General features: G+C 49.2%; 16 protein-coding genes and 1 pseudogene. 10 read left to right on the top strand and 7 right to left on the bottom strand.

Annotated elements, in window-relative coordinates:
* Positions 1-198 (top strand): annotated as a pseudogene (locus HXY31_RS09055) (TIGR00341 family protein); the annotation flags it as partial.
* A 169-nt stretch (positions 199-367) separates the two neighbouring features.
* On the opposite strand, the gene HXY31_RS09050 reads toward HXY31_RS09055, so the two are convergent.
* The 4 genes from HXY31_RS09050 to HXY31_RS09035 all read right to left on the bottom strand — a co-directional run bounded on the left by HXY31_RS09050 (position 368) and on the right by HXY31_RS09035 (position 4,909).
* Positions 368-751 carry a carbonic anhydrase gene (locus HXY31_RS09050; RefSeq protein ID WP_292642224.1) on the bottom strand — a complete coding sequence of 128 codons (384 nt, stop codon included), beginning with the start codon at positions 749-751 and terminating at the stop codon, positions 368-370.
* Positions 752-764: 13 nt separating this feature from the next.
* Positions 765-1,814: a zinc-binding dehydrogenase gene (locus HXY31_RS09045; protein WP_342817064.1), complete on the bottom strand. Its 1,050-nt coding sequence runs from the start codon at positions 1,812-1,814 to the stop codon at positions 765-767.
* 1,381 nt (positions 1,815-3,195) lie between these two features.
* Positions 3,196-3,738 (bottom strand): hypothetical protein, encoded by a 543-nt coding sequence (locus HXY31_RS09040; protein ID WP_292642218.1) that lies wholly within the window; start codon positions 3,736-3,738, stop codon positions 3,196-3,198.
* 178 nt (positions 3,739-3,916) lie between these two features.
* Entirely contained in the window at positions 3,917-4,909 is a 993-nt protein-coding gene (locus HXY31_RS09035) for a TerC/Alx family metal homeostasis membrane protein (RefSeq protein ID WP_292642217.1), read from the bottom strand.
* Positions 4,910-5,006: 97 nt separating this feature from the next.
* Between HXY31_RS09035 and HXY31_RS09030 the strand changes: the two genes are divergently transcribed.
* From HXY31_RS09030 to HXY31_RS09015, 4 genes are all read left to right on the top strand, one after another.
* Entirely contained in the window at positions 5,007-5,135 is a 129-nt protein-coding gene (locus HXY31_RS09030; protein WP_292642214.1) for a hypothetical protein, read from the top strand.
* Between the two features lie 58 nt (positions 5,136-5,193).
* Complete coding sequence (locus HXY31_RS09025) at positions 5,194-5,739, top strand: hypothetical protein (protein ID WP_292642211.1); 546 nt, start codon at positions 5,194-5,196, stop codon at positions 5,737-5,739.
* A 657-nt stretch (positions 5,740-6,396) separates the two neighbouring features.
* Positions 6,397-6,594, top strand: coding sequence for a CBS domain-containing protein (locus HXY31_RS09020; protein WP_292642208.1), 198 nt, complete (start codon positions 6,397-6,399; stop codon positions 6,592-6,594).
* A 5-nt stretch (positions 6,595-6,599) separates the two neighbouring features.
* Positions 6,600-7,217 (top strand): CBS domain-containing protein, encoded by a 618-nt coding sequence (locus HXY31_RS09015; RefSeq protein WP_366933094.1) that lies wholly within the window; start codon positions 6,600-6,602, stop codon positions 7,215-7,217.
* 44 nt (positions 7,218-7,261) lie between these two features.
* On the opposite strand, the gene HXY31_RS09010 is transcribed toward HXY31_RS09015, so the two are convergent.
* Positions 7,262-8,143: a plastocyanin/azurin family copper-binding protein gene (locus HXY31_RS09010; RefSeq protein ID WP_292642206.1), complete on the bottom strand. Its 882-nt coding sequence runs from the start codon at positions 8,141-8,143 to the stop codon at positions 7,262-7,264.
* A gap of 123 nt (positions 8,144-8,266) precedes the next feature.
* Complete coding sequence (locus HXY31_RS09005; RefSeq protein WP_292642203.1) at positions 8,267-8,476, bottom strand: hypothetical protein; 210 nt, start codon at positions 8,474-8,476, stop codon at positions 8,267-8,269.
* A 268-nt stretch (positions 8,477-8,744) separates the two neighbouring features.
* Here HXY31_RS09005 and HXY31_RS09000 point away from each other — a divergent pair, with 268 nt between their 5' ends.
* The 5 genes from HXY31_RS09000 (at position 8,745) to HXY31_RS08980 (ending at position 14,220) form a co-directional block, all read left to right on the top strand.
* On the top strand, positions 8,745-9,650 hold the full coding sequence (locus tag HXY31_RS09000; protein WP_292642200.1) for a response regulator: 906 nt from the start codon (positions 8,745-8,747) through the stop codon (positions 9,648-9,650).
* 142 nt (positions 9,651-9,792) lie between these two features.
* Positions 9,793-11,550: a sensor histidine kinase gene (locus HXY31_RS08995; RefSeq protein WP_292642197.1), complete on the top strand. Its 1,758-nt coding sequence runs from the start codon at positions 9,793-9,795 to the stop codon at positions 11,548-11,550.
* Complete coding sequence (locus HXY31_RS08990) at positions 11,547-11,930, top strand: response regulator (RefSeq protein ID WP_292642195.1); 384 nt, start codon at positions 11,547-11,549, stop codon at positions 11,928-11,930. Before HXY31_RS08995 ends, HXY31_RS08990 begins: the two co-directional genes overlap by 4 nt.
* A 5-nt stretch (positions 11,931-11,935) precedes the next feature.
* Positions 11,936-12,304 (top strand): response regulator, encoded by a 369-nt coding sequence (locus HXY31_RS08985; RefSeq protein ID WP_292642192.1) that lies wholly within the window; start codon positions 11,936-11,938, stop codon positions 12,302-12,304.
* Positions 12,292-14,220, top strand: coding sequence for a HAMP domain-containing sensor histidine kinase (locus HXY31_RS08980; protein WP_292642189.1), 1,929 nt, complete (start codon positions 12,292-12,294; stop codon positions 14,218-14,220). The genes HXY31_RS08985 and HXY31_RS08980 overlap by 13 nt, the downstream gene beginning before the upstream one ends.
* Here the strand turns inward: HXY31_RS08980 and HXY31_RS08975 are convergent.
* Positions 14,204-14,974: a matrixin family metalloprotease gene (locus HXY31_RS08975; protein ID WP_292642186.1), complete on the bottom strand. Its 771-nt coding sequence runs from the start codon at positions 14,972-14,974 to the stop codon at positions 14,204-14,206. The genes HXY31_RS08980 and HXY31_RS08975 overlap by 17 nt on opposite strands.
* Between the last annotated feature and the right edge of the window lie 236 nt (positions 14,975-15,210).

The raw sequence follows: 15,210 nt of genomic DNA, 5'->3' as shown, positions 1-15,210 counted from the left end.
GCATTGCTGGTGCTGCTTTCCAACATCATAGGCATGGTGATTGGATTCATGGTGATATTTCTGGCAAAGGGGATCTCGCCGAGAAAGTACTATGAAAAGCAGAAGGCCAAGAAGGTGCTTGCAGTGAACATCATAGTGTTATTGATCTTAGCAGTAGTACTGGGCGTCATTGAAGTTCTATTTGGTCAGCAGCTATAGGACAATAGTATAACAGCACCTTGAAAATGAACCCTTATGGACGTTTTATCTTACTATAGACTCTTTGCATCAAACTTGACTCCGATAATAACAAGATATTGCAATATAATTACCCCACTCTGAATGAACAAGTACAAAACAGAATTGAAATAATCTCAAGTCGTGAAGGTTATCTTACTTCCTCGATTTTCCATTCGTCGTCGACATAGAGGCCAATTACCTGCACTGGAAACTTCCACGAGTGGACTTCTTGGACTGCCTTCCTTATGTGCGCGTAGTGATACTCCTTGTCACCCGGGTTACCCGCACAATCGTGATGCCCAACAACCGCTATCACTTTTGAACCGTGCCTTTCTATGGATATAGAAGTCGCTCGTTTGATGAGTGCTAACTCTTCTGAATATTCACCGTTCGCAAAGATTCCGTCTACGCCAGGAAAGTTTACCATGTCTACTCCATCAACTTCAAACTTGCGTTTCATATAGTCTATCACGACCTGCTGGGTCCTCCCGTCGATGCAGTTTATCGCTGTTCCGAACATGAAGTTTGACATTATCTGGCTCACCCTACAATAATTGAGGAGTAGTCAGTATCTTGCCAAACACTTGCGAGTCTGCCATCTTTACGTGTCCGTCAACCATATCGCTAAAAGGAAGAATAGTATCGATGACTGCCTTGATCTTTCCTCTGCTGACCCACTTTATTACCTCTTCAAGACCAGCCTTTGTTCCCTGCGTAGCTCCAAGGAGGTTGATGCCTCTAAAGAAAAGGTATCTCAGGTCAATCGTCGAGTCGTATCCTGTGGTGGCGCCTGTAGAAACTAGAGTGCCTCCCATCTTCAAAAGTCCAACTTCCTGTGGAAATACTGTCTTGCCTATGTGCTCATAGACTACGTCGACTCCAAGCTTATTTGTAATATCCCGCACCTTCCTGTGCCAGCCATCTTCGCGGTGGTTTACGACATGATCGGCTCCAAGCTCGATGCACTTGTCCATTTTCTCTTTGCTTCCTGCGGTGGCGATTACTTCGCAATTGAACAGCTTGGCTATCTGAATGCCAGCTATACCCATGCCACTTCCTCCACCCATTATCAACACCGTCTGGCCGGGCCTTATTCCTGCTCTTGTTACCAGCATGTGCCATGCTGTCATCCCAACCATCGAAATAGCAGCAGCATCGTTGAATGACACATTATCGGGTAGCTTGACCACATTTACTTCTGGCAGATGGGTGTACTGTGCAAAACCACCCCAAAGCGGCCCCGTTTGAAATCCCCATACCAGCCGGTCATTGCAATCGTATTCATGGCCTGACGTGCACTCGTGGCACACTCTACATGTCAGGTTAGGGTGAGATACAACCCTGTCGCCTACCCTTATCTTGGAGATACCATCCCCGACTTCAATTACTGTACCTGCGACGTCGGATCCCGAGATGTGAGGGAGTGGAATCTTGATAGGCTCACCCCATATTCCCCAGAGATCGTTGTAGTTATAGGCCGCAGCCTCAACCTTTATCAAAACTTCATGGGATTTTATTTTTGGTACATCAATATCTTCAATCCTGACAACTTGTCTTGGATCCTTGCTATGTGATCGATATACAGCAGCTTTCATGTTCTTCTTATTGCCGTCTGCTGCCAGTTGACTTAAGGTTGAAGTTTGCAAAGTATTGCAGAGTAAACATCAATCATAAAACTGGTGCATAGGCTAATTTGCAACATGAGCAAACATATGCAAGGTTCCCGGTCCACATATTGTTTGTCCAAGTTTGCAAGTAACATAGAGGTATCCAAGCGCATAGATAGAATCCATCGAGGTTCTGCTCTTCTGGAAGGAGATTCGCGTCAACGGTGAGCAATGTGACTGGCAAAACTTCGACAGAGCATTATACGGACTGTTTGTGATCAAGAATGCCCGGTCAGAGATGCAGGGATCTGTGCAAAACTGTCCGCGCAAAGAAAACAGGATTCTCAACCAGCCCCTATGTAGAAGGTCTGAAAAAGTGCACAGTTTGTGCAATCTATGTGAAGACTGATTCCAAGTACTGTCCGTGCTGTAATTACCTTCTCAGGACTAGAGCAAGAAGCAAAAAGACAAAGATATTCGCAGCGAAGATTCTTGGAAATCCAGATTATCAATTATGTCAACCATCAAGGACTACAGGAATAATCGAAATAGCGCACCTATCGGAGGTGACAAGAAATCATCTACCCTGAGAAATTATTATTTAGAGAGGTTAGTGCTTTAGATGCTCAACATATAGGTCAGGTAGTATTAGAAACACCAAATATCATAGTTGTATTCGGCGAGGGAGATGACAGGTACGACGTAATCAGATCAGAGATTCTGAGAATAGGAGAAACGGTTTTGATCGGCCTCCCTTTGTATGAAATCGCAAGACGCTATAAGAAAAGCAGGGAAGCTGCCCTGCCTGTTCACCGATTTGAGAGGAAGCCAAAGAGAGTTGAACGGTCAAACTCACAAGAATTGCATACAAAGTTGTTAGTCGGGAGAAAAGTAAAGAGTCGGGATGGTCAATTCGTTGGTCACGTGATAGTCGATACCAATAAGAGTATTATTGTTCTTGGTCACCATCATTATAGGTTTGACATTCCAAAGTCGAAGATCGAACAAATCGGCAAGGATGTTAATTTGAGTCAAGGATACGAAATGATCTTCGCATACTCCAAGTCCGGAACACCGCCCGTACAAAAAGTGTGAGCTCTGGCGAATGACTGCGAATTCAAGCCTGAATCAAAAGAAAGTCCTTACCAAAAAGGGGACACGGAGGTGTCCGATGTGCGACAAGATCATGAGGGAACGGTACGGTAGCCCAAGGTATTTGTGCACGTGTGGACATGCTGAGGGATTCATTTATCCACATCATCCTGGCAGCCTCAGATTATGAAATGAATCCAGTAGATGCGAAATACCCGTATGAAACTCCACCAATCATGCGACATCGGCAGGTAGAACAAAGAAATGGTATGCACAGTCATACTATGTGCTCGGTGTCTACCGTGAAAGAGATCACACTGTCGGTAATTTCAAAATCCACTTTCTTCAGTCCGAAATCCTCAAACATGAACTGGTACTGGTTTGAGATGTAGAGCGACCACTTTTTCCCCATGTCGTGTTGAATGGTATAGGAATGCTTGGAATATTTCACTTCATGCCTGTATGGATAGCCTGCTATCCTTATCCAAGTTTCTACCACATCTAGGACAGACGTTATGTTGTACTCGTTTCTTAACATCAAGACAAAATTCTTGGTTTCTTTCTTGGCGATGTACTCAGCTATCTCGACTAGCTCACGGTCTGTAGCCAATTCTAGCAGTTTTACTATCAATCCTCTTCTGACCGTCAAGAATCCTGCCTTTGCGGCATTTGAATGCCAGTCTACATGCTGTTTGAAAACCTGTCCGGCAAGAGCGTTAAGGCTTATCTCCTTCTGTTTTGCCTCATTTCTTAGTCTTTCAATTATTGAGATATCTAGTCTAAAAGCTATAGTTTCTGTCTTGCCATGAAGGTTACCCATAACCATATGCGCAATGGTGCTGTTGATAAATGTATTATTTCTCGTGCGCTGCCATTAATTTTTTGTCAGGAGTAGAAACGAAAAGATATTCGCGATATATGCTACAAGGAATGTTGCATATTCTATTACGCCGGGTCTGAACGCATCTTGATACGCAGTAAAATCGAAAGATAACATTTCACTCTATTCTGCCACCAGAATCTGGAGTCCTGGCTGCCTTTTCCCTTTTCACGCGAACTGCTGACAATACCAAGGCGCCACCAAGTATCGAGCCTATTGCCACAAGCGATGCGGTGACCGGAATGTGAAGCACCTCTGAAGCAATCATCTTGACGCCTATGAACAGCAACAGTGCAATAAGCGCTGGCTTTAGGTAATAGAATTTCTCCATCATACCTGCAAGCAGAAAGTACAGGCTCCTGAGGCCGAGGATCGCAAAGACATTTGAAGTTATGACGATAAAGTGGTCGCTGGTAATCGCAAGCACGGCCGGAATCGAGTCGATGGCAAACACAAGGTCGGTCATCTCGACGATCACGAGCGCGACGAGCAGCGGAGTGGCGTACAGGACTCCTCCTATCCTTGTGAGGAACTTGCCGTTGTGCAGCTCGGCAGAAACAGGGATCACCTTCTTCAGCATCCTGACTGCGAGGTTCTTTTCTACTTCGATCTTTTTCTCATTCTTCTGCACGATCATCCTGGCAGCCGTGAGCAGCAGCATGCCGCCAAAGACAAAGATCATCCAGTGGAATGTTTCAAGAAGCGATACTCCAACGATTATTAGTGGTATCCTCATCGCTATCGCGCTCAGGATCCCTACGGAAAGAACCCTGTGCTGCATGGCGTGTGGTACGCCGAGCGACGAAAATATCAGAAGAAACACGAACATGTTGTCAACGCTTAGCGACTTTTCGACCACGTAGCCGGTGACGAACTCGAGCATCTTGTCTTGGCCCAACTGGAGAAGAATGAGCACTGCAAAGACTGCAGCAAGGCCTATCCAGACGATGGTCCAAGTGAGGCCCTGCCGGAACGCGCTCGTCTCGTAGACGGCCTGCGGCTTGAGCCCGGCCAGCCTCCTTATGGCGCCTATCAGCCCAAGGTCCACTGCAAGTGCGACGCCCACAAAGAGCCCGAACAGGACCCATATCGCAAGGCCGTCTTCAAACAATCGACGTGTCTGCTTGTCCGGCGTATTTGGGCAGCGCGTCCACTTTGCAACACAATGTAAACACGCCTGCTAAATAGCCCGAAGGAACAGTATTGTCATGAAAGACAAGACGGTGTCATGCCCGTACTGCCAGTCCAAGTTCGCAAACAACGAGGAGCTGTCAAAGCACATCGACAGGCTGCACCGCGGCTCGGGCCTACTTGAGGGAGACTCACGCAAGTGGTGAGTTCTTATCATGCAAATCTTTTAATTCTGTTCAAGTCCAAAGCTGACAGGCGCCCATTTTGCACAAAAGCGAAGCCGAGTCGCAGAAGGTCAAGACCGAAACCATAACGTTCAGGCTGCCGTCCGCCCTGATAGAAGAGCTCAGGCGCGATGCCGAAGTCGAGGGAGTGAGCCTCAACAGCTACGCGTCCAAGATCTTCTCCAACCACATACTCTGGGAGAGGTATGAAAGGAAGGTTGGCCTCCTGCCCATGACTGAGGCCTTCCTGAAGGAGGCGCTCCACCAGCTGAGCGACGAGCAGGTGGTGAACCTCGCCCAAAAGCTGGAAAAGCAAAAGTTCAAGAACATACTGGCCTTCATGAACGACAGCCCTACCGTGGGGGACTTTGTAGAGCTCATAAGGATGTGGCTGAACGTGTCGTGGATGCAGCAGAACGTCGAGATGAACGACGGAGCGTACCGGCTCAAGATACAGCACAACCTCGGGAGCAAGTGGTCGCTCTATATCAGGACACTCGTGTCAGAGCTTGCGCAGGATGTCCTAGGCAAGAAGGCCGGCATCAAGGTCGTGGGAGAGACCATAACGTTCTCGTTTTCCGACTAGCGTCCTGATCAGTTTCACGTCACGTGCCGACGTAGTCGGTTATCTTTGTAGCCCCCTTGGCGCGCCTGCCTATCAACTTCAGCACCCTTTCCTAGCTTTCTGTCATGGCTCCAATCATCTGCAGGAGCTCTAGCACGTTTGTGGGCGCTTTTGCATTGTAGTGGTTGTTAAAGTATGCGAATGTCTCTGCCTTTGCAGTTATTGTTTTCATTTTTTCTGCCCGACAGCTCATATTCAAAATATTTGTGGTCAAACCAGATTTTCTTCCCTCCTGCCTGTGTCATCGCAGAGTCCTTACATTTGATCACGACATTCCCTTGATCGCGACGCATTCTTAACAGCTATCCTGCTCCTACGTTGAGATTCTTGACATCTATGACTCCATCTATAATATCCGCACCGTAGTACAAGATGAAGTGATTTGAGCCTGTAACGCACGTGTTAGCCCCAAAACGTGATGAATTTGGTCCTCCAATGACTCGACATCCTTCGGTTGTTGCATATAACACTACAACTAGTCTTAGTGCAATTCGTTATTCGCCAAAATCGAAAGATAATTACACACATTATGATGGGCAAGTTGTCCTAGCAATGATTTCAGGCAACGAAACTCGATCTTCGCTAGGTTTAAGCAGGCTAGAGTCCTTTACCTGACGGTTGAAAGCAGAGGACGTAAGCAGGCCCGCAATCACGCTTGCTTCTGGCAGGACGCTCCAGGACCTACGCAACGTCCTGCTGAAATACAGGATAAGCCGGGTGGTGATTCAAGAAAACGGCAAACCCATCGGGATAGTGACAGAGAAGGATGTCTCGCGCTTTACTCGGGCGTCACAAACAAGCCGCTCCACAGGATAGGCATCTTGGAGCTTTTGCCAAAGCGTGCGCTGGTGTCGGTAAGCAAGGATACAGGCCTTGCCGAGTGCGCCAGAAAGATGGTGGAGCACGGCATCAGCTCCCTTGTAGTGGCAGACGACGGCGAAAAGGCTATTGGCATCTTTACCCGGACCGATCTCCTTGATTTCTATGCCCGGCGCCTTGCAGGCAGGGCCAGGGTGGGCCAGTACATGACAAGGAACGTGCAGACTGTCAGGCCGGACGACTCTGTCACCTCTGCGCTTGCACTTTTGACTGGCAAGGGGATCTCCCGAGTCATAGTCGTGTCGCACGGCAAGCCTGTCGGCATCATAACCGGGCGCGACCTTTTGCGCGTAATGCCTCTGCTGCGTACTGCAGAAGACCTGAAAAAGAAAAAGGAGGTCTACATACCCGCAGGAACCATCGAGACCATCGAGGTGGCAAACGTGATGAAGCCTGATCCTATAACGGTGACAGAGGACTGCGACGTCGCGGACGCGGCCCTGATGATGAAAGGCAACAAGATAAGCGGCCTGCCGGTCATAAATTCTGCCGACGAGCTGGTGGGCGTGATAACTTCTACAGACGTGGTGCGGGCAATATCGCAGATGGAAAAAGACTAGGGATAGACACAACCTGCATGCAAGTTGAAAGAAAAAAGAGGGGGTTAGCCCCTGTTGGAAAATCCCTGGAACCTGCCGTACGCTACTGCGCCACCTATTGCAAGCAAAGCCGCTACTGCCGCCACCGGGAACTCGGGCACTATCTGCACACCGAATTCGTCTGCAATTGGCTCCTCCGGCGGCCGGTCGAAGATCTGCGTTATCTCGGCGCGGATGGTATAAGCCGCTTCCTCTTTCAAAAAGCTGCCATGGATGTGGTATGCCCCAATAATCGGGTCACTGATGTCCGGACCTGTGACTTGGGTCGCCTCGTCGGTTGGAATCAGCTCGATGTCCAGCCTTCCGCCCAGCGAACGGAATTCTTCTGAGAACATCTCTTCGCCGTCTTTCAGTATGGTGATCTGGTAGGTTACCGGCTCGTCTTCGGGTATGTCGACGGACGTGGGTTCAAAGACCAGGAGAGTCCTTTCATGCTCTGCAAAGTTGAACGTCGTCCCCGTGCCGTATGATAGCCTAAAGTTGTCTCCTTCCTCAGATGCGTCGCTGACAAAGACACTGCCAACCATCCACGGGTGGACTTGACAGTAGTATGGATACTCGCCGGCTTCATTGAACGTTTGCTGGAAGAACGTTCCATCATTCATAAAACTCGAGTCAAAGACGCTGCCTGCGTCCTCGTCTCCTGGATTACCGCTTGTGACAGTGTGTATCTGGTTTGGATCGTCGTTGAACCAAACAACGGTAGTTCCTGCCGGCACGGCTATGTTTGTCGGGTCATAGTATACGTCGGCTCCTTCCTGGTACGAGCCCGGCGGCATGCGCACCACAAATGTACCGCGAACAACTTCCTGTGCATACGCGCTTGTCAGGCTTGCTGTAGCTATCGTAGTTGCCATCACCGCTGCCACGATTACAGCTAACTTCATTGCTACAGTAACTGAAATCAGCTATATAACATTTGTAATAGCTGATCGCAGGAATATCTGACTAATCGTTCCGTATTCGGTCTTGATGCTGGGCGGAATAAATAGAAAAAGACCTTCCGCAGACTATTTCCTCTCAGTCTCGGCCAGCTCTTTTTCCCGGCCAAACGACTGGAAGAGAAGCCCGCTGAACACCAGAGTGGCTGTCAGCCCTGCTGCCACCATGACCTGCGCAGGCGCCAGATTCAGTATGAATCCTGCTACAAACGATATGCCTGCACCAATAGCGCTCAGCGGCAGACACCTTGTCATTGCCAGACGCGCCCTGTCTACCATTTTCAAATAAAATTCGCAGTTCGCGCAATTAAGGCATGCGTACCTATGTTATCTAAAGCGACACCTTCATAGCATCTCTTGCAGATGGCAGTCAGGAATCATGGCAATGTTATGCAGCGTGCTTAAGATAGCTATCAGGCACCTTCGGGTTCGTTAGGTGAATTTTACATAATTATTCCTAGAATGGTCACAGTTTTCCATACTTTAGTATAGTTGATCAAAGAGGTTATTAGATTCTATATAGATGCCTAGATAGCAAATGAAGGTGTTGGCGATAGACGACTCCAGCACCGTTTTGGAGCTAATATCGACAGCATTGTCTTCGAAAGGGTACGAGGTAGAAACTGCGCATAGCGGCAAGGAGGGGTTGATTAAGTATAAAGAATTCCGGCCTGATGTCGTCACTCTGGACCTTGCAATGCCTGGCATGGACGGCTATGAGACCTTTGCTTCGCTGAAACGCTTGGACAACTACGTAAACGTGATAATGCTCACTGCAGCGAACCATTCATCCGCTCTGCAACGCTGTCTTCAAGAAGGTGCGATTGACTTCATATCAAAACCATTCAACGCAAGCGACCTCGTCAACACGATAAAGAGGACTATGGAAAGTCGCAAGTACTGCAACCATGACGCAGCTATTTTCTTTTCTCATCTTCAGAGTAAGCTTCGCCACATTGCAAGAGACTCATTTTTCCCCGACTCCTATATCGAGCTGAAAAACATCCAGACTATCCGGAATCTCGAGGTGGATCAAGGCAGATACGGTGCTGCGCAGGGACAGCACTACACGCCTTCTGAACATGACGTCTGCTTTGTCACGAGGATAACTGGAGAAAGAGAGGGCATGGTCATATCTGTGATAGAAGCCGCCGAGCTGCAATACCTGTTCGGCACCAACGATCACATCGAAAACAAGACACCTGACAAAGCAACAGAATTTTTCAACATGATAAACATCAAGGTCACCTCCGAACTGGCCAATTCAACTCGGTCAAATATCAATGGGGAGGCGGTGATGTCCTTTGTAAGGCCGGGCGCGATGGGCAATTTCTGGAAAGAAGCCGCGAGAATGTGGAACAGGATAGATATGGGCATTTTTGAGATGGGCTACGGCGGCAAAACGGTTCCGTTTGCGATACAGATGTGCTATGATGGGGGGCTGTTCAAATGACACTTTGCAGCGAGGTGAACTATCAATGACTATGCGCAGGGCTGCACTACAACCGGTAATAATCGGTGCAATCGCATCAGCACTTGTCATAACGATCTTTTACTTCTTTTTGACCGAAGATATCAACAAAGAGATTGTAAGCGTGGAAAAAAATAAAGGCAATCTTGCCGGCTCGATGGCACGCCAGGCAGGGCAGCACGTGCAGACTGCAATCGCAGCACTCGAAGTGGCTGCCGACATGCCACAGATGCAAAGTACGGAATACTCGGACCTAATCAGTGAAGAAAACAAAGGGGTACCCGTCAACGTTGACATGGAAAAGAGAAACGTGCAAAAGGCCGTACTTTTGGCAGTTCCGAGCCTCGAGTCAATAGGATTTCTCATGCCAAATGGCGACGTGTATAGCGTCGAGCCGTCGATACTCCAGCAAAACCTGCCGGTTGTCAACTTTGCATACCGCGATTATTATATCGAAGTGATCAACAGGCAGAACACCTACGTAAGCGCCGCATTCCAGTCTACAGCCACATACAACTATACAACAGTTATTGCGGTTCCTGTTTTCAAGGATGGATCACTTGCTGGCTTGCTGGTAGGAGCGTTGAATCTGGGCGTCATCAACGAGCAACTCCGGATGCTCGACCTCGACGAAAACGAAGTCGCGGTAATCGTTGACGGAGACTGGAACGAGATAGCAAGCTCAGACAGACCGGTGGGGGATACCACACCGCGGCGTTCCTTCTCCTACCTGCAAGATATCATGGGCGACACCGCAATGTCCGCCAGGATCGATGCAAGCGGTAAAGACACGTACATTACCCGTGCCCCGGTGGACCTCGGAAGCAACAGGTGGTCTGTTCTTCTGATCCAGCCCTATTCAGACGCGTTCAGCGACGTGTATCTGCATCAGAGCGAGGCACTGTCCATCATTGCCATCACAGTAGGAATAATGAGCGTGTCAGGGTACATTCTCTTCCGCTCCATGCTTGGCAACGTCCGCCTCACGGACAAACTGGAAGACGTAAACGAAGAGCTCAAGACTCTCAATCAGAACCTGAAAGGGGACAAGGCCCGTCTGGAATCACTATCAAGCGAGCTCAAGTCAAAAAACGAGCACCTAGAGTACCTGGCCAAGGAGCTCGATCTAAAAGCTACACAGTTGAAGGAGATGGACGCTGCGAAAGAAGAGTTTGCCGCCATGATAACCCACGAGCTCAAGACTCCCTTGGTGCCAATAGTAGGGTACACTGAACTTTTGGTTGACGGGACGCTTGGCGAGCTTACGCCTGTTCAGAAAGAAAAGATCCAGTTGATGCACGACAGCGCTGTGTCACTTTCAGGGCTCATCTCTGACCTTCTGGACATTCGCAAGCTTGAGATGGGCAAGATGAAATTCGATGTTCTAGAAACTCCTGTCAAGGACATAGTGGGACAAGCTGTGGGCTCGTTCCTACCACTTGCCAAGTCAAAACAGATTGCGCTGACCTATACCGCGGCTCCTGACGGCGGGGGCTCCGACCTGATGCTATCATGCGATCCCAAAAGGATCCAGCAAGTGCTGAACAACCTGATTAGTAACTCCCTCAAGTTTGTGTCAGAAAAAACCGGCGTGGTGCAAGTAACAGCAAGAAGGAACTCCAACTCCGTCGAGTTTGCTGTAAAAGACAATGGTATAGGTATACCTGAAGAAAAGCAGGCCAGGCTGTTCAGCAAGTTCTATCAAGTGGATACATCGCTTCGGAGAGAGGTAGGCGGCAGTGGTCTAGGTCTTGCAATATCAAAAGGAATAGTTGAAGCGCATGGCGGCAAGATCTGGTTTGAAAGCACGCCCCGGGTCGGTTCAACTTTCTATTTCTCGATACCAATGGTCAACAATGCTGTTGGAGGCGCCGAGGCATGAAAAAGATCCTTGTCGTAGACGACAACAAGAATGTGGCCGACCTCGCCGAGATAATACTCACTTCTGCAGGATACGTCTGTACAAAAACGAATAATGGAAAAAGCTGCCTTGATGCAGTAAGGGCGAGCTATCAAAACGATGATGGCTACGATCTCATCTTGCTTGACGTAGCAATGCCCGGCTTTTCGGGAGTAGATGTTCTGAATGCGCTGAAACAGGAAGGATCTCTTGAACGGGTCAACGTAGCGTTTTTTACCGCATCGTCGGCCACCTCTTTGGATATCGCTGATTACGAAAAAATGGGCGCACGTGGATGCCTGAGAAAGCCCTTCACCAAAGCTGAGCTACTGAATTTTGTGGGAAAGCACACGTCAGGGTGACACGGTTGGCAAAGAAAATACTCGTGGTGGACGATGACAGCAGTATCTCTGACCTCACGCGCCTGATACTCGAGTCCGCAGGATACGCATGCACCGTGGCAAACAAGGGCATCGAATGCGTGCAAAAACTTGAACAGGAAAAGTACGACCTCGTCCTACTCGACGTAGCCATGCCATCGTTTAGCGGCATCGATGTGATACACGCGCTACGGAAGAAAGGGTTGCTCGCAGGCCAGAAAATCGTCTTCTTTACCGCTTCTTCCTCAGGACTTGCAACAGAACTAAATGTTGAAGAACTTGGCGTCTTGGATTGCATCAAGAAACCTTTCAGCAAAAAGTTCCTGTTAGAAAAGATCGAGGGATGGCTATCCTAGGCAGCAAGACGCCAAAGAAAATACGCATCAGGAATCCTATCGGCAGCAGCCTGCACACACAAGTGGTAGTGCTGGTGATGGCTACATCCATCCTGTCTATAGCCGGACTTGCAACCATCAGCATAGATATTGGTCAGAAGATCATAAAAGACGATGCCGCCCAGAGGATGAACGTCATCGCGTCTGATAGGATGCAGACTCTGAAGAATGTGTGGAATCTCAGAGTTGAACAGGCGGAATCGCTGGCCCGAAACCCGAACGTCGTCTCCTTACTCCAGCCCAGTACGCAGACAAGTTCGGAGCAGGCCGCTCGGGAAACAGTCGCAGACTTTGAAGCACTTACAAAGGGAAGAGATGCCACATACGTTGAGGTCAGGATATCCGACTCACAGGGGTTGGTGCTGGTAGCCGGGGACCCCGCACAAGAGGGGACTGTGCTTTCCCGAGAAATGATGGCTAGGGCAAGCCAACGTTCGTATTATGCGATAGGTTCTGTTGACAGCAGCTCTGCAGCCCTGTTCGTGGCTGCGGCACCTGTTCGTCCACAATCAGACTCGCCTGTGGCCGGCTATGTAGTACTCTTGCGTGACCTTAATGATGCCAACCGCTTACTGGCGGACAAGATGTTTCTGGGAGCCACCGGAGAGAATTATCTAGTAAACAATGCCGGTCTGATGATCACCGACTCGAGATTTGTTGCGGGAGCGAGGAACAGCCAGATAGTTGACACGCCTCCCGTGCAAGAGTGCTTCCGCAATAGCGCGGACGTAAACGGCGCGTCTTACCCTAGCTACCGTGGGGTTACAGTGTTCGGGGCCTCGAGTTGCGAAAAGAGTCTTGGGGTAGTACTGGTGTCAGAAGTGGACAGCGCAGAACTATTTGGTCCGCTTGTACTTCTTCAGAATCAGTACCTACTGATAACCGCTGTGATAATATTCGCGGCTGCGGGCGCGTCTTTTTTCCTCTCCGTCTCAATTCTGAAGCCGCTGCAGAGCCTGCGCAAGACTATGGGTCACGTACAGACGGGACGTTTTGAAAAGGTGGACATTGAAAGGCGCGACGAAATAGGCGAACTTGCCAACAGCTTTAACACAATGGTAGAGGAAATCGGGATCAAGACAAAAAGGCTCCACTTGAAGAACGACATACTCTCTTTCATGTCCTCCAGGCTGCAGGTGCAGGCAGACGAGCTCATCAAGGCAGACAGGGAGAAGGAAGAGTTCTCTGAAATGATCTCGCACGAACTAAAGACATTCCTCGTCCCAATAATAGGCTATTCGGAACTATTGCTTGACGGCACATTTGGCGAGCTAACGGTGCCTCAGAAAAACCAGCTGAAAGTCGTGCTTGAAAAAGCATGGTCGCTTCTGTACTTGACACAGAACATCATAGACGCGCGCCAGCTGGAATACGGCGTTCTCAAAATGAAGATGTCGGCGCAGGTATCTGCAAAAAAGCTGGTAGAAGAGTGTGTCAGCCGCTCGCTCCCTCTTGCCAAGTTGTACGCGCTCGATATCGTGTCAGACGCCGACGATGTGTACTTTGTGTGCGACCAGCAGAGGATTTTACAGGTACTTGATAATCTGGTCAACAACGCAATCAAGGCCACAAAAGAGAGCAACCACCGCATGATCGAGGTGTCCGCCACAAAACGTGACGATCATGTGCTGTTCTCTGTGAAGGATAACGGCATCGGCATACCCGAAGGCAAACAGCGTGACCTTTTCAAAAAATTCTACCAGATCGACAAGTCACTGACAAGACAGGCAGGGGGCAGCGGCCTTGGCCTCATCATATCAAAGGGCATAGTTGAATCGCATGCGGGAAAGATCTGGTTTGAAAGCAAGCCCGGTGCAGGATCTACATTCTATTTTTCTATTCCTATGACTGTGCAAAATTCTACAGCCGGCAGGTGACCTCGCCGATGCCGCCTCCAGAGTAGACACGCGCTGTGCCTTCCGCCTCACAATCCCCTATGTTGCCTATCGCGGTATTGTTGACAATGATTATCGGGCTGTGCATGATGCTGGTTTGAGAGCTGCCATGTCCAATTCCAAGCGCGTGCCCAAGCTCATGTTTGAAGACCTGATCCAATACGCCGACCTGATGCAGCTCACGCACGGAATACACGTGTACCTCTGCGTACACTATCTCGTGAGTGACCTTATCTCTGGCTATCCTTGCCAGACCCAGCTTGTTGTCTGGGTGACTCTCTCCGTCAAGGTAGACTCTGATGTCCGCAGTCTCCGAGCCCAGTTCTATTGTCTGCAAATATGGCACACTATAACTGTTCGACAGGGTGGCAAGCAGGTCGGGCCATCCTATGAACATGGTAGTCGAATTGCTGGACGAACCTTCTATTCGAACTTGCATTGTCTCCTCAAGCGTCCCAGTCATTTGCTCAAGCTCGGATTGCGAAATACCTTGGGGTATGAATGAAACTGTGACAACAGGTTTTTTCCAGTAGCCGTTGAGGTTTAGGGTCTGGGGACCCGCCGCACTTTCCGGGGTCTGTGTGACCATTAGCACATCGTCGGCGTGCTCGCTAGTCTCAATGTCGCGGATGACCATGCCAGTTGCGACAAGCGAATTCAGGACAAAAGCCACGAGTAGTAAAGATCCGCCAGCTGCGGCTGCACTAATGGCAATCGCCTTCTTTGGGTTCGCCATTTGGCTAACTTTCTACTCCAAGACCTGTACTAAATAACAGTTTATCCTGCTTGATTTCCTTTTCTGTCGCCAACTCTCATGTCTGGTACTCTATCAAAGTCAAGAATTATTGAAGAGTCGTACCTCAGAGTATTCTAGATGTGTTTCACCCGAAATTGCCAGTGGACGCCGGCAGACGGTGGTAGACAACAATTGGCACAGCTAGTCCATCCGATGGGTCAGACGCATCTCTTGCA

This window comes from Nitrososphaera sp., from assembly GCF_013388945.1.
GTDB lineage: Archaea > Thermoproteota > Nitrososphaeria > Nitrososphaerales > Nitrososphaeraceae > Nitrososphaera.
The sequence above is the reverse complement of the archived record's forward strand: the minus strand, read 5'-3'. Positions and strand labels throughout refer to the sequence as shown.

Excerpts from the sequence above, each read along its gene's own strand:
- HXY31_RS09010 (WP_292642206.1), bottom strand. The coding sequence starts at position 8,143 with ATGAAGTTAGCTGTAATCGTGGCAGCGGTGATGGCAACTACGATAGCT.
- HXY31_RS08975 (WP_292642186.1), bottom strand. The coding sequence starts at position 14,974 with ATGGCGAACCCAAAGAAGGCGATTGCCATTAGTGCAGCCGCAGCTGGC.
- HXY31_RS09030 (WP_292642214.1), top strand. The coding sequence starts at position 5,007 with ATGAAAGACAAGACGGTGTCATGCCCGTACTGCCAGTCCAAGTTCGCA.
- HXY31_RS08990 (WP_292642195.1), top strand. The coding sequence starts at position 11,547 with ATGAAAAAGATCCTTGTCGTAGACGACAACAAGAATGTGGCCGACCTC.
- HXY31_RS09040 (WP_292642218.1), bottom strand. The coding sequence starts at position 3,738 with ATGGGTAACCTTCATGGCAAGACAGAAACTATAGCTTTTAGACTAGAT.
- HXY31_RS09050 (WP_292642224.1), bottom strand. The coding sequence starts at position 751 with ATGTCAAACTTCATGTTCGGAACAGCGATAAACTGCATCGACGGGAGG.
- HXY31_RS09045 (WP_342817064.1), bottom strand. The coding sequence starts at position 1,814 with ATGAAAGCTGCTGTATATCGATCACATAGCAAGGATCCAAGACAAGTT.
- HXY31_RS09005 (WP_292642203.1), bottom strand. The coding sequence starts at position 8,476 with ATGGTAGACAGGGCGCGTCTGGCAATGACAAGGTGTCTGCCGCTGAGC.
- HXY31_RS08980 (WP_292642189.1), top strand. The coding sequence starts at position 12,292 with ATGGCTATCCTAGGCAGCAAGACGCCAAAGAAAATACGCATCAGGAAT.